The organism is Rubripirellula tenax, assembly GCF_007860125.1.
In the GTDB taxonomy this organism is placed as follows: domain Bacteria; phylum Planctomycetota; class Planctomycetia; order Pirellulales; family Pirellulaceae; genus Rubripirellula; species Rubripirellula tenax.
In genome coordinates, this window is sequence record NZ_SJPW01000011.1 from 1 (window position 1) to 22272 (window position 22272).

20 protein-coding genes and 1 pseudogene are annotated in these 22272 nt (G+C 55.2%); 11 read left to right on the top strand and 10 right to left on the bottom strand.

The window, feature by feature from the left end; translation table 11 throughout:
- The first annotated feature begins 110 nt into the window (after nt 1–110).
- The 3 genes and pseudogenes from Poly51_RS31940 (at nt 111) to Poly51_RS31980 (ending at nt 1759) form a co-directional block, all read left to right on the top strand.
- Nucleotides 111–356 (top strand): ATP-binding protein, encoded by a 246-nt coding sequence (locus tag Poly51_RS31940; RefSeq protein WP_146462433.1) that lies wholly within the window; start codon nt 111–113, stop codon nt 354–356.
- 101 nt (nt 357–457) lie between these two features.
- Nucleotides 458–1345: pseudogene (locus Poly51_RS31510) on the top strand (sigma-54-dependent transcriptional regulator); the annotation flags it as partial.
- The gene (locus Poly51_RS31980; RefSeq protein WP_449314223.1) at nt 1346–1759 is read left to right on the top strand and encodes a hypothetical protein; all 414 of its coding nucleotides are present in this window, start codon (nt 1346–1348) and stop codon (nt 1757–1759) included. It begins immediately after the preceding pseudogene.
- Here the strand turns inward: Poly51_RS31980 and Poly51_RS28595 are convergent.
- From Poly51_RS28595 to Poly51_RS28635, 9 genes are all read right to left on the bottom strand, one after another.
- Entirely contained in the window at nt 1673–2401 is a 729-nt protein-coding gene (locus tag Poly51_RS28595; protein WP_146462384.1) for an ABC transporter ATP-binding protein, read from the bottom strand. The two genes, Poly51_RS31980 and Poly51_RS28595, sit on opposite strands and share 87 nt — an antisense overlap.
- Nucleotides 2398–3609 (bottom strand): ABC transporter permease, encoded by a 1212-nt coding sequence (locus Poly51_RS28600; RefSeq protein ID WP_146462385.1) that lies wholly within the window; start codon nt 3607–3609, stop codon nt 2398–2400. Before Poly51_RS28600 ends, Poly51_RS28595 begins: the two co-directional genes overlap by 4 nt.
- Nucleotides 3606–4769 (bottom strand): efflux RND transporter periplasmic adaptor subunit, encoded by a 1164-nt coding sequence (locus Poly51_RS28605; protein ID WP_146462386.1) that lies wholly within the window; start codon nt 4767–4769, stop codon nt 3606–3608. Before Poly51_RS28605 ends, Poly51_RS28600 begins: the two co-directional genes overlap by 4 nt.
- Before the next feature lie 295 nt (nt 4770–5064).
- On the bottom strand, nt 5065–5682 hold the full coding sequence (locus Poly51_RS28610; protein ID WP_146462387.1) for a c-type heme family protein: 618 nt from the start codon (nt 5680–5682) through the stop codon (nt 5065–5067).
- Between the two features lie 3 nt (nt 5683–5685).
- Complete coding sequence (locus tag Poly51_RS28615) at nt 5686–6744, bottom strand: DsrE family protein (RefSeq protein ID WP_146462388.1); 1059 nt, start codon at nt 6742–6744, stop codon at nt 5686–5688.
- 147 nt (nt 6745–6891) lie between these two features.
- A complete protein-coding gene (locus Poly51_RS28620) occupies nt 6892–8316 on the bottom strand; it encodes an MBL fold metallo-hydrolase (RefSeq protein WP_146462389.1) in 1425 nt (474 codons plus the stop codon).
- A 32-nt stretch (nt 8317–8348) separates the two neighbouring features.
- The gene (locus Poly51_RS28625; RefSeq protein ID WP_146462390.1) at nt 8349–9182 is read right to left on the bottom strand and encodes a sulfite exporter TauE/SafE family protein; all 834 of its coding nucleotides are present in this window, start codon (nt 9180–9182) and stop codon (nt 8349–8351) included.
- Nucleotides 9170–9718 carry a rhodanese-like domain-containing protein gene (locus Poly51_RS28630; protein ID WP_146462391.1) on the bottom strand — a complete coding sequence of 183 codons (549 nt, stop codon included), beginning with the start codon at nt 9716–9718 and terminating at the stop codon, nt 9170–9172. Before Poly51_RS28630 ends, Poly51_RS28625 begins: the two co-directional genes overlap by 13 nt.
- Before the next feature lie 108 nt (nt 9719–9826).
- Complete coding sequence (locus Poly51_RS28635) at nt 9827–10168, bottom strand: ArsR/SmtB family transcription factor (protein WP_146462392.1); 342 nt, start codon at nt 10166–10168, stop codon at nt 9827–9829.
- A gap of 295 nt (nt 10169–10463) precedes the next feature.
- Between Poly51_RS28635 and Poly51_RS28640 the strand changes: the two genes are divergently transcribed.
- Both Poly51_RS28640 and Poly51_RS28645 read left to right on the top strand, forming a co-directional pair.
- Nucleotides 10464–10652, top strand: coding sequence for a hypothetical protein (locus tag Poly51_RS28640; protein WP_146462393.1), 189 nt, complete (start codon nt 10464–10466; stop codon nt 10650–10652).
- Nucleotides 10653–10673: 21 nt separating this feature from the next.
- On the top strand, nt 10674–11141 hold the full coding sequence (locus Poly51_RS28645) for a methyl-accepting chemotaxis protein (protein ID WP_186775889.1): 468 nt from the start codon (nt 10674–10676) through the stop codon (nt 11139–11141).
- Between the two features lie 282 nt (nt 11142–11423).
- Here Poly51_RS28645 and Poly51_RS28650 read toward each other — a convergent pair whose 3' ends face one another.
- Nucleotides 11424–12770, bottom strand: coding sequence for a PKD domain-containing protein (locus tag Poly51_RS28650; RefSeq protein ID WP_146462395.1), 1347 nt, complete (start codon nt 12768–12770; stop codon nt 11424–11426).
- A gap of 275 nt (nt 12771–13045) precedes the next feature.
- Here Poly51_RS28650 and Poly51_RS28655 point away from each other — a divergent pair, with 275 nt between their 5' ends.
- The 6 genes from Poly51_RS28655 (at nt 13046) to Poly51_RS28680 (ending at nt 22202) form a co-directional block, all read left to right on the top strand.
- Nucleotides 13046–13717 carry a response regulator transcription factor gene (locus tag Poly51_RS28655; RefSeq protein ID WP_246114845.1) on the top strand — a complete coding sequence of 224 codons (672 nt, stop codon included), beginning with the start codon at nt 13046–13048 and terminating at the stop codon, nt 13715–13717.
- A complete protein-coding gene (locus Poly51_RS28660) occupies nt 13714–15171 on the top strand; it encodes a sensor histidine kinase (protein WP_146462397.1) in 1458 nt (485 codons plus the stop codon). Before Poly51_RS28655 ends, Poly51_RS28660 begins: the two co-directional genes overlap by 4 nt.
- A complete protein-coding gene (locus Poly51_RS28665) occupies nt 15171–16181 on the top strand; it encodes a DUF1559 domain-containing protein (protein ID WP_146462398.1) in 1011 nt (336 codons plus the stop codon). The genes Poly51_RS28660 and Poly51_RS28665 overlap by 1 nt, the downstream gene beginning before the upstream one ends.
- 284 nt (nt 16182–16465) lie before the next feature.
- On the top strand, nt 16466–17902 hold the full coding sequence (locus Poly51_RS28670; protein ID WP_246114846.1) for a dockerin type I domain-containing protein: 1437 nt from the start codon (nt 16466–16468) through the stop codon (nt 17900–17902).
- Between the two features lie 44 nt (nt 17903–17946).
- Nucleotides 17947–19980, top strand: coding sequence for a hypothetical protein (locus Poly51_RS28675; protein WP_146462400.1), 2034 nt, complete (start codon nt 17947–17949; stop codon nt 19978–19980).
- Nucleotides 19981–20666: 686 nt separating this feature from the next.
- Nucleotides 20667–22202 (top strand): efflux RND transporter periplasmic adaptor subunit, encoded by a 1536-nt coding sequence (locus Poly51_RS28680; protein ID WP_186775890.1) that lies wholly within the window; start codon nt 20667–20669, stop codon nt 22200–22202.
- The last annotated feature ends 70 nt before the right edge of the window (nt 22203–22272 follow it).

The following is a 22272-nucleotide window of genomic DNA, read 5'->3' on the forward strand; positions in this document are numbered from 1 at the left end:
GAACGTGGGAGTCAACCTATGGCGCGGTCTTGAAGGCTAATGAGGCGTCGATACGACCTTACGCACCCAAAGCTACCACGAACCATCAATTGGCCGCGTAAACTCGCGCCCTGGCGAGACGACACCCGTCGCGACATGGCGCATTTCGATTGGAGGTTGCCGACCAAGATCTTGGTGCTTCCAATGAAATTGTTGACACACACTTTGAGCCCTACGTTACGCGTCGTCCAGGCGGGACCGGCTTGGGGCTTTCCATTGTCCGTCGCATTGCGGTTGCTCATGATTGGGACGCGGGATCCGAGCCTGACCACAAAGGTGGCAGCGTCTTCGGGATCGACGGGATCCGAAACGCGTGATTCGCCAAGAATCCATCGGTTGCATTGATGCCAACGAAACGCTTGAAACACCCATGAAAAAAAGCTCCGCAACCAAACCCGGTTCCGCCCCGCCTGCATTGATGGTCGTGGATGATGAACCTTCCCAGCGAAAACGGGTTGGTGGATTCGTCCAGTGCTTTGGATTCACGATCATAGAATCCGAGTCCGCCGAGGCGAGTCTCGAAACGCTCGGGCAACACCCGCCCGATATGATTTTGCTGGACGTGCGTTTGCCTGGAATCAGTGGTATTGATGCACTGCAGAGAATACGAGAGATCTTGCCAACGGTTCCAGTGGTCCTGATCACCGCTTACGCAGACGTTCGACAAGCCGTCGCGGCCTTCAAAAGTGGTCCGGACGACTACCTTTCCAAGCCGATCGATCTCGAAGTGCTGAAAGTCGCTGTTTACGACGCGTTGGCTATCCCAACGTCAAACGACCCACCAAGCAGAATCGCGTTGCCCAATCTGCCCGCGGGGTTCATTTTCCAAAGCCGGATGATGCGTCAGTTGGTTGAAACGGTCCCGGTCGTTGCTCCTTCGGGATCTCCGATTTTGATCCAAGTTCCAAGCGGTGCTGGCAAAGAGTTGATCGCTCAGTTGGTTCACTACTGGAGTTCCAGTGCATCTCATCCGATCGTGACCGCCAACTGCGTGGGCTTGTCGGGAACCTTGATTGAAAGTGAGCTTTTCGGGCACGTGAAAGGAGCGTTCAGGGAAGCGTCGGAAAACCGCAAGGGGCTGTTTCGGACGGCTAGCGGTGGAAGCTTGTTTCTGGATGAGATCGGCGAGATGCCCCCGGAGATGCAGCCGAAATTGCTTCGTGCGTTGGATGCAAAGAAGATCACACCCGTGAGTGCTGATTGAACGGTCGATACTGATACGCGTTTGATTGCTGCGAAGAATCGAAACTTGGTCGACGAAATTCAGGAGAGGCGTTTTCGCGAAGATCTCTACTGTCGACTGAACGTGGTTGAATTGATTGTTCCGGCACTCGCTGATCGCCGCGAAGACATCCTTCCGCTGGCGAGGCATTTCGCCAATCAATTTGCTAACCGCCAAGTCCGCCTGTCTCCCCAATCGCCCCAAGCCATTGTGACCCATTCATGGACGGGCAACGTTCGTGAACTGCGAAACGCGATTCAGCGTGCCCGTTTGCTGTGCCGGGGCGATGTGATCTTGCCCGATAACGTCCCCGCGAACATTGCATCTGAATTGACAGCTGATTTGCCTGTGCGAACGATTCCAAGGTCGGCAACAGCCAGGCAAGAGCGAGGCAGACAATGGGGAACAGTTTCATTTCGAGTTCGCCAGGTGTTGTGGTTGAGATTGAGTGATCACGCCGTCTTCCATTTCGTAGGTCGTATCGAAGACATCAAGTGAGCGGTGGTCGTGGGTGACGACAATCACGGCGGAGCCTTGTTCATGGGCCACCTTGGCGAACAGTTCCATGACTTGCCGGCCACGATGTCCATCCAGGGCTGCGGTTGGTTCGTCGGCAAGGATCACGCTTGGGCGGTTCGCCAATGCGCGAGCGACGGCGACACGTTGTTGTTGGCCACCTGATAGCATCGACGGCAAGTTCGCTGCTCGGTCGGCCACGCCCAGATAGTCCATCAGTTCCATGGCACGGCGATGGGATTCGCGTTTGCTCTCGCCGTTGAGCTGCATCGCAATCTGGACGTTCTCAATCGCCGAAAGAAACGGAATCAAATTGGACTTCTGAAAGACATAGCCGATGTGTTGACGACGATAGGCTCGCAGGTTGACTTGGGCGTTCTCGCCATCGAGAACCATTTGCCCGCGAATCGTGATCGTTCCGGATGTCGGTGGATTGATAAGCCCGATGGCTGTCAGGAACGTCGACTTGCCCGAACCACTCGGACCCAGCAAGGCCACCACTTCGCCAGCGTTCACTGTCATGGAAGCTTCGCGCATCGCGATGACTTCGGTGTTCCCGCTTCCGTATCGCTTGGTAAGGTTCGTAGCGACGATGGCGGTGTCATTGTGCTCAACTGAATTCATGTCAGCGCCTCGTTGGGAGAAACATGCAGCGCCTTCCAAATTCCCATCAAGCTGGAACCAATCGAGATCAGCACCACAACAACGGCGAGCTGAATCAAATCACCGTCGGCAAGAATCACGCGACGTGGGAAGTGCGGAAACAACTGACTTCCCATTAGGTACGCGATGACGTAGCCGACGACACCCAGTACCAATGCTTGCTGCAAGATCAGGCCCAGAATGACCGTATTGGACGCTCCGATCAGCTTTAGAAGCGCGATCGAATGAATCTTGTCCAGCGTCAGTGTGTAAAGGATGAGCGCCATGATGATGGCGGCGATGGCCGTCAGCAGGACGCGGAACATTCCGATCTGACGCCTCGCTTTTTCAACGGTTCCTCGCAGCAGCAGTGCTTTCTGGCCATCACTGGTATAGACGGAAACGTCACCCCAGCCCGCGATGGTTGACCGCACGTTATCTAGACTTGCACCCGTGTCGAGTTTGACCATCACCGCACTGATCTGCGAACTCGGCAGGGCCGGAAGCTGCGCCCCGGACCCGGAAGCGTTTCTCAAAAGTTCGGGTTGCAGTTCAGTGGGCTCGAACAACTTGCCACGTTCTTCGCGAGACGAACGCTCCAACCGAACCGCTTCACCAGGCGTATCGAATTGAATCGCCTGGGCGTCGGTGATCGAGAAGAACGCCAACCCGTCACCGCTGGCACTGATCATGCTTTGGGTCAAACTCACCACGGTGTAAAGGTCTTTGCCAAGTTTTACCTTCTCACCGAGTGGCATGCCCAAGGATTGGTCCGCGATCATTTCGTAGTGAGCTTGCTCAAGCAATCGACCTTTGGTGATTGGGATCCAATCGCCCCGATCCACGGGCCAATCCAGGCCGAGGACCGCGATCCGCAACGGCTTGCCATCACGTTCTCGCTGAATGGTGTGGTAGACAAATTTCCGCGACGACAGAACGCCGGGAACGGCTGCAATACGATGCACCAGGTTGGGAGGCACACGCGAAAGTTCGGCAAACGGTCCGCGTGTTTCTCGCTGGACCACCCACAAATCGGCATCGACACCGTCCACCAGCAACGTCGCGTCTTCGATGATCCCGCGATAGATTCCGCCCATGCCCATCACGATCATCAACAGCATGCCGATCCCGACGCCGGTCAACGCAAAGCGGCCGAAGTTGTGTTGAATGTCCTTGAATGCCAGATTCATTGACGCACCACCATCTGGCCTGGCTTCAAGACACCGCGTTCGTTGCCGGGTTGGATGACGATGTCACCGAGAGCCAGGCCGTCTTTCACTTCGATCGCGTCTGGACCGCGAACGCCAAGCGACAACACTCGCCAAGTAGCAACTCCATCGACGTCGATAAAGACACCGTCGACGCCGTCACGTTTGACCACGAACGATTTGGGAACCACCGGAACGTTTTGCGGCTCGGCGACTTGGATGTACGCCTCGGCTCGTTGACCGACGGCCCAATTCGTGGGTAATTCCAAAACTCGAACATCGACAATGAACTCGCGGGTCTCTCGATCCGCCTCACGCCCCAGCCTTGCGACTTTGGCCGGGAACGAATCTTCGGGCTGAGAACGAAACGTGACGCGTCCGGCTTGGCCTGCTTCCAGTTTCGACATTTGAGTCTCATCGACCCAAGCACGGATCCACAATTCGTCGGTTGCGATCAGGGTCATCATCGAGCTGCCGGGAACCACCACATCGCCGGGCTCTCGGCTGCGTTTGACCACCAAGCCATCGAACGGTGCAAGGATGATCGTGTCGCGTAAACGAGCGTCGTGGTATTCGAGGTTCTTCTCGGCGGAGACGAGCTCCTTCTGCCCTTCGTTGATGCCGGCTTCGGATCGGGAGACATCGGCCATTGCGATTCCCAAGGCCTCCGAGGCTCGATCGAGTTCATCTTGGCTGGTTGCATCCCGTTCGCTTAAGCTCTCGACCCGGCGGAAGTTCTTTTCAGCCTGAGTCAGAACGACGTTTGCTCGTTCCTTGTCGACTTTCAGTCTTCCGATTGCGGCCAGGGCCGCATCGACGTTGGCTCGAGCGATTGCGACTTGCTGTTTGAGTTCGTCATCTTCCAGCCGCACAAGCTCATCGCCGGTCGTGACAGTATCGCCTTGGTCGGCAAGCACCGCGGCGACTCGACCGGAGATCTTGGGACTGATGGTTGCCGAGATGCGGGCCTCCAAGGTTCCAGTGCCCATGACTTCTTCCGTGACCGATCCCGCCACAATCTCTTGAGACTGCACCGATACGGGCATGAAGCGAAACCAATAGACGGAACCGCCCACGATTGCAGCGATCGCTACCAATCGCAAAATGCTGCGGGTCAACTTTGGCCAATTGCGCGACGCCATGGATCCACGTTCCTCTACAAAGATTTTTCAAAAACAACGGTCTTGATGCCAGGCACAAGGCGGAGGACAACTTGGATCATGCATTGATCGTTGCGGTTGGCCGTTGCACAGTAAAGTCTGACACACTCATCTTGAATGCTGTGCACGTCGCAGTCGACGAAGCCGAGTTTGGCGAGCGACTGAATTGCTCGTTGGCGCGTCGTGTCGCTCGAACGATTTGGCACGTTTTTCATCTCTCTCAATATCTTGGTTCGTCGGTGGAATCGTTACTGATGCAGAGCAGAGCCGATGTGCTTCACTGAGTCACCTGTTCCACCCAGAACCATCCCCGTAGTTCGCCTTCCCGAAATCCGGTGGCTTGATCGTTCGGATAGAGCTTGGCAAGTTGGTCTTGAATGGTGGGAGCAATCTGTTGCTTGGATCCGTGGCACATCAAACACTGACCTTGCAGCTTGATTGGCAGCAACGCTGCTGCGTTGCCGTTGCTCAGGTTGGCGAAAACGGGCGTGTCTTGTTGCGACTCAACCATGGATGCGGCCCACGCCGGGCCGGTGTTTTTGGGATTGCGAAGGCGAACCCCCACCCGACCGATGTTCACGCCCTGTTCTTCGCCAACGGACCGTGCGATTTCCGACGATTCTTTTTGGCAAACGGCAATCGCTTCGGCCGGCCCCTGTGCCATGGCCGCCATCAATTTTCCCGACAGTTGCTGGAACAGGGCGTCTTTCGCCGCTAACAACGCACCGCGTTGTTCCTCGGTCGGTTGGGAATCCTCCACGATGGTGACCGCGTCCGACTCGTTCGTTTGCGGTTCCACCAAGGAACCTGCTTGCTCTTGCTGACATCCGACGACAAGGAACGCAACCGATAGACAGGTTCCCCGTGCAATGGCAAGGAGGAGTGTTCGATTCATGAATCAGTTTCCCAGTGGAAGGTAGGCGTATCCGTCGGCTTGTAAATTGACAACCGCCGTCAACGCGGACACTGCCGTTTCAACAAAGACGACAACGTCCTGGGGTTGAGAGCCCTTGGAAATCAGTGATTGGCCGCAAACGTACAACTCAACGCCCGACTCGTGTAGTTGTCGCAGCAAAGCCAGGTTTGGATTTCCGTTCGTGTTGAACTCGGCTGCGTACGCATCGGGATTCAACACCGTCAACGTTGCATCGCCATGAAAGACGACAGCAATTTGCATGTCAGCCGGCTCAGTACCCGCGCCGGCGTAAATGTTGACGTACTTGGCGACCGTCTCCAAACCAGCGTTGAGCTGTTTCGGATCGCCACCGCGTGTGAGGTCAACCAGGATCATGGATCCCGGTCGTGGCTGTTGAGTCGCATCAGCGAGCTTCACCACCGAGCCATGATCGGCAATGACGGGATGCGCGGCAGTGCTCGGATTCGTGTGTGGCTTCGACGCATCCTTTCCCGGAACTGCGTGGTTCTTCATCGCTTCAGCAAATCCACGCTCGACAAACCCGGTCAAGACTTTCGCATGAGCTTGAATCAGCTTCGCTACATAGGCATCGTCCGAGGTTTCGATGACTCGCACGCCTTTTTGAGTGTTCTCCCGGACCATCTTGATCTTGTCGGTGTGTTTGAAAATCTCAGCGAATAGCGGATCACGCATGCGAATTGGGTTCGTGTTTTCGATCCGATATTCCATCCACTCGACGTGCTCCTTGATCTTGGCGGCGATTTCCGGCACGTCGGACTCGGTGAGTGTTTCCACGCCGTCGGGAAGCTCCTTGACGTTGCGGGTGATCTGGTCGTGATTCTGCAACAAGTATTGAAAGACTTCGTGATCTTCATCGTAGCGGTCGTCGTTACCATGACGCACGCCTCGCCCCATTCCTTGGCCGCCGCCGGGACCACGGCGGCCGCCAAATCCTGGCCCTCGTCCCTGGCCTTGTTGGGCGAACAATGGTGTTGGAACCAGAAGGGCAACGCAAATGATAAGAGTGATGAGGCGAGTCATGCTGAGGCCTTGGGAATTGGGGAGAGTTCTTAGCGGGGTGTGTGAAGGAGACTTGTTATTTGTTATTGGTGGTGAAGAAGAGGTGTCGTCGGTTATCTACTCAATGACAAATGACCATTGGAAAATAGCAAATGACAAATCTCCGTTTCAAACCACGGCTGCCTCGCCGGCCTTCACGCTCGGCAAGCCATCCGATTTCCAAGCCGTGTAGCCGCCGGTCAGGTCAATGACGTTCGTGAAACCAGCGGCTTGCAGGATGCTAACTCCGATAGCTGATCTGGCACCGCTTTGGCAGTGAACGACCAGCTTCTCGTCACGTGGAAGTTCGTCGACGTCCTTCGGCAATCGACCCAGAAAGCGATGCTCGGCCTGTCCAATGTGACCCTCGTTCCATTCGTCACTGGAGCGCACGTCGATCAACTTCACATCGCCGGCCTCGATCGCCGGTGCCAGGTTTGCCGGCGTTCCGGCGGCGTAGACTTCGTCGGCCAAACCAGAGGCTCGTACATCGCCTGCGTCAAATCCGCCCTTGATTTGTTCGACGCCGATCTTGTGCAGCAACGTCGCCGCTTCTTCCAACTGTTCCGGTTGGCAGATCAAGTAGGTCGGGCGATCGTAGTCCACCAACCATCCCGCCCACGCCGACAACATGCCCAGCGGAATGTTGATGGTTCCAGGAACGTGTCCCTTCGCGAACTCGGGTGATGGCGTTAGGTCAATCACGGTTCCCGATCGGAGTGCGTCATGGATCGCGGTCGTGTCGAGCAGGTTGTGGTGATGGCCCGCTCCCAGGATTGCTGGTCCTTCCTTGTTGACTCGCTTCATCACCGCAAAGTACTTCGGAGCTTCCGGCTGATCGGCCAGAATGTAGCGAACGAACGCTTCCTCGTCGGTCAACTGAAGCGCCGGATTGAACAGCTTTTCGTAGCCAACGGTCGAAGACGGGATCGCACCAAGACCTTTACCGCAGGCACTGCCCGCGCCGTGAGCGGGCCAGACTTGCAGGTAGTCGGGCAACGTCTTGAAACGCTCCGCAGACTTGAACAAGTCGCGCGCCCCCGGCTCGGCCGTGCCCGCCAATCCAGCCGCTTCTTCGAGCAAGTCAGGACGACCGATCGAGCCCACAAACACAAAGTCCCCGGTGAAGATCCCCATCGGCTTGTCGGCACCACCGCCTTGGTCCGTCAGCACAAACGAAATGCTCTCGGGCGTGTGACCAGGCGTGTGCATGACGTCGAAACGGATGTTCCCGATCATGAAGTGATCGCCTTCATGCATCAATTCACTGTCGTAGCCATCGAGATAGTGATATTTCCAATCGTCAGGCCCCTCGTCGGAAACATACAGCTTGGCACCGACGCGATCTGCCAATTCGCGGGCACCCGAGACGTAGTCGGCGTGGATATGCGTTTCGGCAACTGCGACCAGCTCGACGCCTTCGCGTTTCGCCATTTCGATGTACTGATCCACATCACGACCCGGATCGACGATCACGGCAACTTTGGCTCGTTGGCAACCGACCATGTAGGAAGCATGGGCGAGTTTCTGATCATAAAAATACTTGAGCAACATGTTTCGATTCCCCTGTGGAAAATTGATCTGGGTTAGAGAACGACGGATTTGACGATCACAATCATCGCCACCAATACGACCGCGATGGAAAAGGTTTTCTGAAGGGTCGGGCCTTTCAGTCGCTTGGCGACGACACCACCAAGCCACATTCCGCCAAACCCGCCGACCATGAATTGAATCGCCACTTCCAAAGAAAGTGGATTGCCCGCCGCAAGGTGCGAAGCAACGCCACTGACACTGACGAGGACAATGACAAATAGGGATGTTCCGACGGCTTGGTGAATCGCCATCCCGCTGAACAACACCAAGGCAGGCACGATCACAAAACCACCGCCGACACCAAACAGGCCCGAAAGAACGCCGGTCATCAGACCGACCAGGACGAGCAATCGAGCACAACGTGATGTCAACCGAAGCTTGCCGTCTTCGTCTCGCTGGCAGGCGCTTCGGTCTCGATCATCCTTCGGCAGCTCGGATTCCGTTACACAGACGCCGCTGGCAACTTTGGGATTCTTTGCCTTGGACCACATGCGGAAAGCGACGACGAACATCAACAGTGCGAACAAGACCAACAAGACTTGCTCGGGAACTAATTTCGATAGATACGCACCGACGGGTGCGCCGATCATTCCGGCGACCGCGAACAGCAATCCCGTTCGCAACTCGACTTCACCTCGAATCAGTCGCGGCACGGCACCAAACATGGCGGTTCCACCGACCGATGCGAGCGAGATTCCCACGGCCTCACGTGGTGCAATCGCAAGCCCATAGACCAACAGAGGAACGGCGAACACGCCGCCACCCCCGCCGGTCAGGCCAAGTGCGAAGCCCACAATCGAGCCAAAGAGAGTCGCTAGACCGAGCATGACTTGTCACCGGAGCACTGGTTCCAAGGCATCTTCGACAGCATCATGCCCATCCCGCAGGTATCGGTGACACCCGCGAAAGTCAAACCCGCACCAATGAAGGCAGGAATGCCGGCGAAGTACACGTTTCCGGTGACGATTGCTGCAAGCGAACCGATCAATGCGATCGACCCCGCGGCGATCCGTACTTGGCGTTCCAGCGAGATCGCTTTCTTGCCACGCACGACGGGAAGTCGGGCGTTGACCCACGCGGTCGTGCCGCCGTCGACATTGACCACATTGTCGATGCCAGCGTCGAGGAACTTTTGCACTGCTTTGCTGGATCGATTCCCGCTCTTGCAGATCACGTAGAGTGGCTCTTCCGAGCGACCGTTTCGCATTTGGACCACCGCGCCGGGGTCCAGCGAATCGAGCGGCACGTTAACGGCTCCGTCGGCATGGACCTCGCGGTATTCGGTCGGCATTCGGACGTCGATCAGGTCGATCTCACCATTGGCCTGCTGGTCGGCCAAGCGTTTTACATCAATTGTCTGCATTGAAAATTCCGTTCTGGTTGGACGAATAACTCGAAATGTAAAAACCTGGACACCTCGGCATGCGACGATATGTCAGTTCAAAAAAAACGGCCCGAGAGCCGAGACTAGTCATCTATACTTCGCACCACAGGGCAGAAAACGCCCCTCGATGCACGCCATCAACTGCTCTAAATGAGGCTCCGCCACTTGGTAGTAAACCTTGCGGCCGTCTCGTTCGCTGACCAAAAAGCCACAGCGTTGTAACAACCGCAGGTGATCTGAGCCGACATTGTCCTGGATGCCACAATCGGCCGCCAATTCGCCCACCGTAAAACGTCCGTGTAACAGAAGCTGCACAATCCGCAGCCGAACGGGATGCGCGAGCACCTTCAAGCACTCCGCCGCTTGGGCAAAGTCTTCGACGGTACCAGGCGGTTTTTCGGGCTTCGCGGGCTTTGTTTTTGTTGGCATGATTCGTTCTCCGATGGTTCGTTACATTCAATATATCGGCAGGTCGCGAGGTGTCAATGAGTGTTTCCGCCCTCAAGCTCGGAATTCCCCAGGCCTCGTATCCTTGTTTCCCCTCCAAATCTTCGGATGTTGCCGCCTAGCGAGGTTTTGTTTGCAACAATTTGATTGGACAGTTTCGCAGGACTCAGCTTTAGGCGGCTTGATGTTTACCATTGAAGAAGCGAGCGACCGGTAGCAAGACGCGGAGGCCCTCGTCGTAATTCTGCGTCAGAAAAACGAGCGATTAAAGAAGGACTTGGCAAATATCCAGGCAAACCTTGCCGGTTCCGTCACGCTCAACACAACCAACATCGAAAACTGCAAGCAGATTGAGGTGACGTGCAGCGAGCTGGCTTCCGATTTCAACGCGATCGAAGCAGAAACCAAAGCATTCAGCAATGCCGTGTCCGAGATTCGCGAACTCGTCGAGTCGAACAACGGATAGCTCAGTGACATAAGTTCGTTTGTGAAGTTCATTATCGAGATCGCCTCGCAGACAAAATTACTTGCGCTCAATGCGACCATCGAAGCGGCACGGGCTGGCGAGTCCGGTGCAGGTTTCTCTGTGGTGGCCGCCGAGGTGAAAGAGCTGTCGAATCAAACTCGAAAGGCAGTCGAGAAGATTCGCGATTCAATCTCTCACATTACCGGCAATTCAAGTCAGGTGTCGGAACGAATGGGTGAGTTGGATCAGCGTGGGAACGAGATTTCGGACACTGTCACGGCACTGAACCAGAAGGTCCATCAAGTCAATGACATGAACGCGGCTTCCACGCGTCAGATCATTGGAGCGAATGATACGGTGTTCATGAGCCTAGCGAAGTTGGACCACGTGATCTGGAAGGTAAACACGTATTTGAGCGTGATTGATGGTCAGCCCGCGTTTGATTTTGTCGACCATCACCACTGTCGACTCAGAAAATGGTACGAATAGGACGACGGCAACGTCTCGTTCTCGCAGGTGTCGTCGTATCTACTCCTCGAACGCCCGCACGCTCAGGTTCATGAAGCGACGCAAGAGATCTTCGCCTTGATCGAGGCAAGCGTTTCCTGTGCCGACGCGTCGATTCAAGCAAGTATCGAGAATATGGAACGAGGTAGCGGAGGAGTTTTCGACTGCCTCGACCAAATGCTTTCCGAAAAGAACGAGACGCTTACTGCAAGAGGCTAACGTTGATCCACATTCCCCGCCTGCGGTGTGATCGCTTGCAACGAACTACGGACGAACCGTGATCTCGACGTTGGCGGTTGCGGTCGCTCCATCGTTGTCAGTCACCGTGAGCGTTGCGGTGTAGGTTCCTGCGGAAGCGTATTGGTGACGGATCTTTGAGAGATCACTCGTTTCTCCATCGCCGAAATCCCAGGCGTACGATTCGATGGTGCCGTCAGTGTCGGTTGACGTTCGTCCGTCGAATAGGAACTTCGTTCGCGTTCGGCCCTTGGTTCGGTTGTTGATGATCGTTGATGTGGGCGTCTCGTTGGTTGCGCCGCCACCTCCTCCGACATCGTTTGGAGTGCTGGTGATCAATAGCAGGCCATGGCTTTCCCCGCCAACGGTTCCGACCGCTGCGATGTCTCCTCGCTCGTTAATTGATTGTGCGGATGTGATCGTAAATGAAGCTGCGGGGTCAAGCTGTGAATTAAGATTCGTCAGTTGACCACCCTGCCAGATGAACCCTCCGTTGCTGTCACTGCCGACCACTTGGCCGGCGTCGTTGACGTCGTAGGCAACGCTGCTTGCTCCGGAAGCCACGCCGAGATCAATGGCCGAGTCCGTCATGAGGTCGTACAGATACGCCGAATAGACGCCGCTGACGGTACCGGTTCGACCGGCGACCTGACCGAGATTGTTGATTGCGTACGCTTCTCCGCCGCCACTGATAGGTAGGAACGTTGCTGCCGAATCACCGGTCGCGATCAAGATGCTGGACGAACCGTACAGTCCGGAACGTGACTTCACGCCGACGGCGATCCCGAAGTCGTTGACATCCTTCAAGCGGTAGAGGTCAGCATAAACGCCCTTTCTTGTACCGCGAGAATAGACGCCAGCAATGTTTGGAGCCGTCCATTGTCGGGTCAACACGTCATAGATCGCCGGGTCCATTGGACGAGGCGTTGGACGAAATGGGTTGTCTTTGTCTTGCGAGCCTGCGATTTGGCCGACCTCATTGATGCCCGCCGCTGTGTAGCCGGGACCAAATGGCAGAATCTCGTCGCCAGATGAAACGAACTCGCCCATCCCCAGGTTCATGGAGCCGACGAAGTCACCGGCGTCGTTGATCGCAGACACTTCAGTCGTGTCGGGAACCATAACCAGCCCATCAACGAGACTGAAATAGAATCCATCGGAGGGTCCGTAGTATCCCTGCGATCGGATGGAACCAACGACCTCGCCATTGTCATTGAGTCCAGCGGGCACAACGTCGACCCCCAAGTCGATCACTGTGTAAGTGGCCGTGTCTTGAGCCATCACGGAAATGGAAAGGCAAGCCGCAGTGGCGAGCATTACGGCCATCGCACGCAGAGCTAGGATAGAGACAAGTGGTTTGAAAGAGAAGGTCATCGTCGGGTTCCTCAATGAGTGAAAGGGCCGTGTTCGCCAGACACGGCAAACACTTTTGTGAAAGCTACTGATTCATCGGATTGCGGCAATGAGGAAACGGCTTATCTAAACGAGAGTTAATCAAAAGCACAAAATGACACCTTTGAAAATTAGTTTTGGTTTATCTGCGTCGTCGATCTACTGCGATTAGGCCGATAACGAAGTAGAATCAACCGTCCATCTGTTTTTGCCCCAAAACCTTTGATAGTCGGATTGCTCACCCTTTGACTGGCCGGTTGCTCATCGTCGAAGACCAACTCTCGCTTTTGGCGAGCTTGAAGCGTGGACTGGAAGAAGAAGGTTTTGAGGTGCTGACAGCGTCGAGCGGCAGTTCTGGGTATTCGATCATTCAGCGTGAACCGGTCGACGCGGTGTTGTTAGATCTGATGTTGCCCGACGGCGACGGGATCAGTTTGCTGCAACGGGTTCGAGAAGAAGAATTTCAAAAACCGGTTTTGGTGATCACGGCGAAGGATTCCATTGCGGATCGCGTCATCGGACTGGATAGCGGCGCGGATGATTACCTGATCAAACCTTTTGATTTCAGCGAGTTACTCGCTCGTCTTCGTGCCGTGATGCGACGCAGCATGGGAACGAGTCAAGATGCTCAGCTTCGCTATGAGGATCTCGTGGTTGATTCTCTATCACGAGTGGCATCGCGTGGCGGACAGTCGCTATCACTTACGCAGCGGCAATTTGAACTTCTCGAGTACTTGCTGCAACACAAAAACATGATCGTGACACGCGAGGCCATCGCCCGCGACGTTTGGAAAGCCGCGACAGCGACGTGGACCAACGTCATCGAAGTTCAGATCAACCAGCTCCGAAAGAAATTGGGTGGCCCGTCGAACCTTCCTGTCCTGCACACCGTTCGCGGCAAGGGATACCAACTGGGGGACGAGCCATGAACCGGTTGAGTATTCGCACGCGGTTGACGCTTTGGTACGCAGGGATTTTTCTTGCGATGATGACGGTGATGGCCGCGATCGTTTTGTGGCGGGTGCATGGGCATCTACTCAAGAACGCTGACCGTGCCCTTGCCGAAGAGATTAGCGAGTTGTTTGAGGAGATGTCGCTGGTGAGCGATCGCGGTGAGATGGTGGCCGAACTTGAACGTCGGTTCTCGACGCACTCGCATTACCATTTTCAAGTTCTCGATGAAGAACTGAACACCCTATTTAACAGTCGGTTTTTGACGAACATCGAACTGCCACCTGGCCAACAGCCCAGCACCATGCGCGGCAAGCAGTATTCGAACGTCGATCTGGGCGCTGCCGGCAAATTCCGCTTGTTGAATTTGGCAGTGCGTGATTCAAGATCCGAACCGCTTTTGCTGCGAGCGATCTCACCGCTCAAGCCCATCGAGCAAGACTTCCAAAGCTACGTGCGGATGTTCTTGACGATGGGACCAATCGCGATCCTTGCAGCACTGCTGGCCGGATACGTTGTTGCGGGTCACTTGCTCTCGCCAATCAAACAAATCACTGCCAAAGCCAAGAAGATCACGGCCGATCGGTTGGAAACGCGTTTGCCGATTGTGAACGCGCATGATGAGTTGGGCGAGTTGTCGATCACACTCAACGACACGTTCGACCGGTTGGAAAAGTCAGTCAACACGATGCAGCGATTCACTTCTGATGCGGCTCACGAGTTGAGATCGCCTGTCGCGGTTCTGCGAACGGAGGCCGAAATCGCGTTGCGAAAACCTCGTAGTGTGGACGAATACCGCAAAGTGGTCGAGACGACGCTGGCCGAAGCCATTCGCTTGGGTGCGTTGGTCGACCAGTTACTAACGCTCAGCCGCCATGATGCTGGCGTGCAAGAACTGTTGACCGATGAAGTGCCTGTCGGGGCTGTCATGCAGGACGTGGTCGCTCGGTTGGCGGTGACGGCGAAAGAAAAGGGTGTCGAATTGCGAGCGGCGGAGTTCCCGGAAGAGTTCATCCTTGGGCATGACGTTTGGTTGAGTCAGCTTTTCTTCAATCTAATCGACAACGCGATCAAATTCACGCCAGCCGGTGGGACGGTCAACGTGACCGGCAACGCTGCAGGTGAGTTCGTGGAGTTCTTTGTGGAGGACTCGGGCATTGGAATTCCTGACGAACACTTGCCGCACGTATTCGATCGCTTTTACCGTGCCGATGCATCACGCGAACACTATCGCGGCACGGGACTAGGATTGTCGATCTGCAAGTCGATCGTCTTGGCCCACGGTGGTTCGATTCACGTTGAATCGGTGGCGGGAGCGGGGACGCGATTCATTGTTGCCCTGCCTCGATTGATCGAGGACGCTGACAGCTCACCGCCGGCGAAAACGCACGACGTCACTGAGACGACTCCCAGTGAAGTGTCGGCAAAGTGATGAGACATCGGCATGGCATCACGCTGATTGAATTGCTGGTTGTGATCGCGATCATCGGTGTTTTGGCTGCTTTGGTGCTGCCGGCTGTTCAGTCCGCTCGTGAAGCCGCGCGACGCTTGCAGTGCCAGAACAATTTGAAGCAGATCGGGCTGGCGATCCACAATTACCAGTCGGTCAATCGCGTCTTTCCTCCCGGTGGCATCTTTACCCACACAACCACATGGTCAGTCCATGGACGCATCATGCCGTATTTGGAGCAAGGCGACGCCTACCACCATGTTCGGGTTGATTTGGAGTGGCACGACCCGATCAACTTGGCGACGGGCGTGCAATCATTGTCGATTCCTGTTTACAACTGCCCAAGTGACCCCAACTCGGACACTCTGTTTGATGCAGGACCAGGTGAAGGCTTCGTCAAACCAGTCAATTATGGCTTCAATTTCGGCACTTGGTTTGTCTTCGATCCGCGGGACGGGACGTACGGTGACGGTGCATTTCACGTGAATGCCAAGATCGGTCCGCAAGCGATCACCGATGGGTTAAGCAACACGTTGTGCGCTTCGGAAGTCAAAACATTCACGCCCTATTTTCGTAACACTGCCAATCCTGGCCCCGCCGTACCTTCCAACGCCGCTTATCTGTCCGGTTTCGCAGGAGCGGCCGAGTTCAAGCTTGGGCCGGGTTTGTTTGATAACGAAGGGCACACGGAATGGTGCGACAGCCCGGTTCACGAGAGTGGGTTCACGACGACGTTTGGACCGAATCAACGCGTCGAATACTTGCACAGCGACGGTCAGACTTACGACGTTGACTTCAATTCTCGCTATGAGGGAACTAGCTGGACAGAGCCTACCTATGCGGCCGTCACTTCTCGTAGCTTTCATCCTGGCTTGGTCCAAACGCTGTGGATGGATGGTTCGGTTCGCAGCGTAAACGACAGCATCGACCTGGACGTATGGCGAGCTTCGAGCACACGCAGTGGCCATGAAGTCCTGCCATCCGGTCACTAGTTTTGCTCGAAGATTAGCTTTGCTTTAGATAAGCGGCGGACGCATTTTCGCTTGCTACGATTCATAACATCAAGCAAGTCGATCTCACCACGGTGGTGGTTCCAGCCTGAAGTTGTCTGTTCAGCATCTATCCAACTGATTGGAAAGAATCTGAACAGGCATCGAAGGGATTTAGTGCAGTTTGTCTCGGGACGCCGCAGTTGATGGGCGATTCGCAAACGGTATTCAATTTGCTTGGTAAACGGCCCCACGGCTGAAAACGCGAAACGGCATTGACGGGTTCGATGGTTCGCAATCTCTCCTCTCACTACTTGGTGTCGATCATGGCTCACTCACGAAAACGCTCCTCAAAGAAAAACAGTCGCTCTCTCCGATTGGAATCTCTTGAACGACGGAATCTGCTCGCTGGCGATGTGTTCCACAACTATCTCTCGCCCAGTGATGTCAATAATGACAACCAGGTTTCGGCGGTTGATGCTTTAACCGTGATTAACCACCTTAACCACCTTAACCACCTGCGTCGAACCGAAGCCTCGGGCGAAGGGGAACAGGTTGGATCGTCTGCGTTTGCAGACGTGAATGACGATGGCCGCACCTCAGCAATCGACGCACTGATGGCGATCAATCAACTGAATCGCGAGGCCCGGTCATTGGTGGCGACGGGCGGAGAACTGGAAGCAAGAATTACCGGTGCTTCCGGAGAACGAGCCAAGGTGCAGTTCGAGAATGAGTACGGCGGCATCAAGCTAGAAGTCAAAATTCAGAACGCTCTCCCCGGCGAAAGCTATGACGTGATTGTTGGTAGTTCGGTCGTTGCGACATTGGTCACCAATTCCCGTGGACGTGCATCGCTAGAAACATTCTTGACTGGAGCGGAAGCAGACACTCTCGCCGCTGCGAATGCGGGCACGAGCGTCAGCATTTCCGGCATTGGAGCGAGCGTGTTTGGCGGCGAGCAGTCTGACGACGATAACCATGGCGAACACAATGACCACGACAATGATGTCGACGGCCACGAAGACAGTGATCATGACGGCAGCGATGGACACGACGACATTGACCATGGGTCGTCGAGCGATACGAACAGCAACGAATCGGATTCCGACGACGGTCTGAACATTAGCGGAAACAGCGATTCATCAGGAGACAGCGACGACTCATCGGGCGATGTTGTTAGTGGATCAAGCAGCGTTGAATCAAACGGAAACGACACGGGCTCGAATGACTCAGATTCGATCGACGATGTCGACCATGGATTGAACGGCTCATCCGATAGCGATGACGGGGCGGGCCATGTGAATGACGACGCATCTGGCGACTTCCATTCAGACAACGACGATGTCCCTGTGACGCCATCCGTACCTGGGACGGCCTACGGTGAATGGAAAGCACGATTGACGGGAACCGGTTCTGGCAAGGCCGAATTTGAGATCGAACGAGGCGAAATGGAGTTTGAAGTCGAAGTGCAGGGATTCGCAGCGAATTCAACCTATCCGGTTTCGGTGGGTGGCGTTGTGATTGGACAGCTTCGCACCAACAGTCGCGGCAAGGGGGAACTGAAGTTTGAAATTGGCGACGACGACCACCGTCCGTTCCCAGCGAACTTCCCAACGATTACCGCAGGCACTTCAGTGAGCGTCGGCGATCAAGTGTCGGGCGTTTTCGCAGCCAAGATCAATGATCACGACCGTGATGACCACGACGACGATCACGACGATTGATCATCAGTCTTATGCCTTAGTTCACAACCAACACGAGAAGAACCATGAATCGACGCAGCAAACAACACCGTCGTCTTTCCCAGATTGAAACGCTTGAGAAACGAAACCTTTTAGCGTTCGGACTTCGGTCGTTTCTTGCGTCAAGCTTCCATGATGATTCCGTGCCGGCCGCAGAAGTCGCGCGTTCGGCGGTTGTGAAAACGGCTCCCATTGTCGCGTTAAGCTCTCTCGCGACGGAGGCGACTCCGGTTGTAGTTGCGGTTGCGGTTCCGGTTACGACGCTCAGTGCAGTCCAACCATTGCCTTCGGTGGAGTCAGCTCCCCAAGCTGCCTCATTGCGGACTTCGGAAGACTTGGAATCATCGTCGAAAGCCGACACTGACTCGCCTCAGCCCGACTCAGTCGAAAGTTTCAGTGCCGAATCACTGCCCACAGAGAGGCTCAGTCTTAGGACACTACTAAGAGCGTCCGCCCAACCGAACACCAGTTATCAGCATACGGTGGCGGGTGTGACACTCGGTACGGTAACGACCGATGGTGCTGGGGACTTATCGTTGGAGTTGACTCCGGTTTCAGGACAACCAGACGGAGATACGGAAATTTATAGCCCTGACGACGAATCATTGTCGACGCGCCCAGAACAAGTTCCCTCGGATGAGTCACACGCGGTTGACCCTGTCTCCGAGACAAGCCACGAAAGCCACTTTGACGAGGTGAACGGCAACACAGATGTTCTTGCGGATGTCGAAACTTCTGCCTTGACCGACCACTCGAGTAACGAGCAACCGGTCAGTGACGCTAGCGAGACCGAGAATCCTCGGGAATCGAATGGTAGCGAGGATTCCTCAGGCAGCATTCATGACATTGAGAACGTCTCGCAGGATGCCACGAATTCCATAGATGACACTCTCGAATTGTCGCACGAACTGGTCGACGAAGTGCATTCTGAAGTTGAAGACATAGGTGGGCGCATGGACGATAACTTGCGAAATGATGTTCAGTCATTTGAACAGAATTCATCCATTGATGTACTCGAAAACAACGTCCTTGAAAGCCTTGAATCCAACGAGAGTGGCGAGCAGCACGATGTAGACCCCCAATCGGAAGGCCATGGCGATGGCTTGTTTGAGGATAATTCGCATGTCGAAAATGACCTGCAAGACCTCGATTCAACCCACGAGTTCGATGATGTTGATACGGGCAATGACGACAATGGTCTTAGCAACGATCATATTCTTAGCAACGACGATGGCTTATCCGGTGATGACTCACACCTCGGCGACGATCTCAATGACTCGAAAGACCTCGACTCAAGGCAAGATTCAGACGACGTGGGCACGGGCAACAGGTCAGACGATGCCGATGGCTTCGGCGACTCCTCAGGCGACAGCGTGCTGAGCAACGACGATGGCTCGGTCGATGACGATTCGCACGTCGACGAAGATCTCGATGGCTCGCAAAACCTCGCCTCAAGCCACGACTCCGACGATGTTGGCACGGGTATCGACTCAGACAACGATGATGGATTTGGCGACTCCACAGTCGACAACAATCAGAGCCACGACGATGACCTGTTCGATGATGACTCGCGCATCGGCGACGATTTTGACGACTCGCAAGACCACGACTCAAGCCACGATTCGGATGATGTAGGTTCGAGTAACGACGACAATAATCTGAGCGATGATCTGGATAACGATGATGGATTGTCATCGGATGATGTTCCAATTAGCGCTGGATCGACAACGCAAGCCTATGGCAAATGGAAGACCTACTTGAGCGGGATCGGCACAGCCGAAATCGAATTCGAGAAAGAACGTGGCGAGACCGAATTTGAAGTCGAGGTGCGAGGCTTCGCTCCCAATGCTTCTTTCCCTGTCATGATCGGTGGCGTGCTGGTCGGCCAGATTCGTACAGATAGTCGCGGTCGTGGCAAGTTGGAATACCAAATTGGCGATGACCACTACCGTCCATTCCCAGCCGAATTCCCAGTAATCGAGGCCGGCGTCACGATTCAAGTCGGCACGCAGCTTAGTGGCGTGTTCGGATCAGCAAGGTCCGGCCACCACGATGATTGAGGGAACAAGCGACAGCTCTCGCACGACGCGATCCCGGAAAGAGACGTCGTCAGTGAAGACGTTTTCAAATATAGCGCCATCAGCGAAGTTCCGATGGAACGGCAAGCTATACGAGAAGATTGACAAGCAGTTTGCGGCAGAGGTGCGGATCGCAGCTGATGGATCCGTAGAGGCAACAACCGCCGTTGCGTTTTCCAACAGCGAACGTGTAGAGGCGACCGATGGATAGATCGTTAATAAAACGCAATGCGACCATGGGCCTTAGGGAAAATGGTGAATCCAAGGTGCCAACTACCTCAATTGGCGACGCCGATCGAATCTGCATGACATTCGCAGAGTTCGAGGAGGTCATCGCATTGTGTCTCCGCTGCGAGCGCGATGAGACATTCGCCCGCGATGTACGGTCTGCTTTAGTTGCGTGCCGCACCCGAGTTGAAGATCGCTAGCTTCCATCTGTGCTCGGCGGCCGGCTCGATCCAGTGGCGGAGCACGCAGTCTTTGGAGGTGGACAGAAACTGTCCACGGGCGTGGTGAATGTCTTTGTGTGCGTTCGTGAAAAGACCAAGCGTGAAACCGAGTGGCCCCGCAAAACACGGTAAATACAGTCGTTTTTGAGCTTTGGCACAGTTCGTGCTTATACAAGATGCACCAAGCGATTATTCACCAACCTTGAAATGCCAAACACGATGACTAACCATCAGAATACATCACCTTCATCTTCGTCCAGTGAGACTCGCATCGAAGCGAGCGACGCCAAGACGGGCGTCGTTTCATCGCTCTTGAAGGGACTGCCAACGCTGCTGGTGCTTGCGGCGATGGGAGGCGGTTGGATGTTGATGCACTATATCAACTCGGGTGGAAGCAGCGTCAAAGAGGATGTTGAAGTCACCGAGGCTGGCGCGCCCAGCGACACACTCGTCCTGCCCGAAGGCAAGATCAACGCGGCGAAGTTTGAGAGCGTTGCCGCCCAAGCCCAGAATGTTCAGCACGTCCACACCGTGCCAGGGCGTCTGCGTTATGACCAAACCAAACACGTCGACGTGAAGGCACCAATGGATGGCATCTTGGCCGAGTTGGTGGTGACACCTGGCGACCATGTCGAATCCGGCGATTTGATCGCGGTGCTTCGCAGCCCCGAGATCGGGCAGGCGCGGGCGGAAATTTTGAAGCGTCAAAAAGAACGCGACATTGCTCAGCAAGTTCTGCAGCGTGAACTAACGCTGGCCAAAAACCTGAAGGAAGTGTCGGCCATGCTTGACCAAGGGCAATCGGTCGACGTGATCGAGGCCGCATTCTCGAATCGGGCACTTGGTGCCTACCGGCAAGAGATTCTGTCGGCGTACTCCAAGATGCGTTTGGCAGACGAACTGATCGCCAACATCCGCCCGCTGGTTGCTTCGGGGTCTGTTTCTGGTCGGACGGTTCGTGAACGAGAAGGCGAACGGCAGCTCGCGGAAACATCTTTTCGCACCGCACGCGACCAAGCTTCCTTTGCGATCGAGCAATCGAAGATGAAAGCCGAAGCCGATGTCTCGGAAGCCGATCGTCAGCTGAACCTAGCATGGCAGTCACTTGAAACTCTGTTGGGTTACAGAGAGGACAAAAACACCGTCAACCTGAGCAACCAAGAAGCCTTGTCACGCTTGGAAGTCCGAGCACCGTTCGGGGGCAGTGTTGAGGCACAAGGGTTCGCGAACAACGAACGCGTCATGCGCGGTGACTCGTTGGTGGTCCTTGCTAACACAGATTCACTTTCGGTCGAAGCCAGTATTCGCGAAAGCGATTGGTCGGCGGTAGCGTTGCAGCCTGGAACGGAGATTTCTGTACTGGTTCCGGCGTTGGACGATCGAGTGTTCACGGCAAAAGTCCGCTACTTTGGTCGCGAAGTACAAGCGGACACCAATTCGGTTCCGTTGGTCGCAAGGATCGAGAACAGCGAAGGCTTGCTTCGCCCCGGCATGTTCGTTCGCGTCACCGTTCCGATCGGCGAAGCCCGCGAAGCGTTGTCGATCAAACCGGAGTCGGTTCTGCAACACGAAAACGAACAGTTTGTCTTCGTCGACATGAACAACGGTGCTTTCAAACGCGTGGGAGTTTCCACGGGACAAGCCTCCGATGATTGGGTCGAAGTCACCGAGGGCCTTTCACCGGGCCAATTGGTGGTGACCCACGGAGCGTTCTTGCTGAAATCGGAGTTGCTGCTCCAGGGTGAAGGCGACTGAAAGCGTGGGATAGGCTTCTAGCCTGTCATCCATCGTTCTCAAGTTTCCGAATTGACAGGCTAGAAGCCTA

Excerpts from the sequence above, each read along its gene's own strand:
- Poly51_RS28600 (WP_146462385.1), bottom strand. The coding sequence starts at position 3,609 with ATGAATCTGGCATTCAAGGACATTCAACACAACTTCGGCCGCTTTGCG.
- Poly51_RS28650 (WP_146462395.1), bottom strand. The coding sequence starts at position 12,770 with ATGACCTTCTCTTTCAAACCACTTGTCTCTATCCTAGCTCTGCGTGCG.
- Poly51_RS28605 (WP_146462386.1), bottom strand. The coding sequence starts at position 4,769 with ATGGCGTCGCGCAATTGGCCAAAGTTGACCCGCAGCATTTTGCGATTG.
- Poly51_RS28625 (WP_146462390.1), bottom strand. The coding sequence starts at position 9,182 with ATGCTCGGTCTAGCGACTCTCTTTGGCTCGATTGTGGGCTTCGCACTT.
- Poly51_RS28610 (WP_146462387.1), bottom strand. The coding sequence starts at position 5,682 with ATGAATCGAACACTCCTCCTTGCCATTGCACGGGGAACCTGTCTATCG.
- Poly51_RS28675 (WP_146462400.1), top strand. The coding sequence starts at position 17,947 with ATGAATCGACGCAGCAAACAACACCGTCGTCTTTCCCAGATTGAAACG.
- Poly51_RS28630 (WP_146462391.1), bottom strand. The coding sequence starts at position 9,718 with ATGCAGACAATTGATGTAAAACGCTTGGCCGACCAGCAGGCCAATGGT.
- Poly51_RS28620 (WP_146462389.1), bottom strand. The coding sequence starts at position 8,316 with ATGTTGCTCAAGTATTTTTATGATCAGAAACTCGCCCATGCTTCCTAC.
- Poly51_RS28665 (WP_146462398.1), top strand. The coding sequence starts at position 15,171 with ATGAGACATCGGCATGGCATCACGCTGATTGAATTGCTGGTTGTGATC.
- Poly51_RS28615 (WP_146462388.1), bottom strand. The coding sequence starts at position 6,744 with ATGACTCGCCTCATCACTCTTATCATTTGCGTTGCCCTTCTGGTTCCA.
- Poly51_RS28595 (WP_146462384.1), bottom strand. The coding sequence starts at position 2,401 with ATGAATTCAGTTGAGCACAATGACACCGCCATCGTCGCTACGAACCTT.
- Poly51_RS28670 (WP_246114846.1), top strand. The coding sequence starts at position 16,466 with ATGGTTCGCAATCTCTCCTCTCACTACTTGGTGTCGATCATGGCTCAC.
- Poly51_RS28635 (WP_146462392.1), bottom strand. The coding sequence starts at position 10,168 with ATGCCAACAAAAACAAAGCCCGCGAAGCCCGAAAAACCGCCTGGTACC.
- Poly51_RS28680 (WP_186775890.1), top strand. The coding sequence starts at position 20,667 with ATGACTAACCATCAGAATACATCACCTTCATCTTCGTCCAGTGAGACT.
- Poly51_RS28660 (WP_146462397.1), top strand. The coding sequence starts at position 13,714 with ATGAACCGGTTGAGTATTCGCACGCGGTTGACGCTTTGGTACGCAGGG.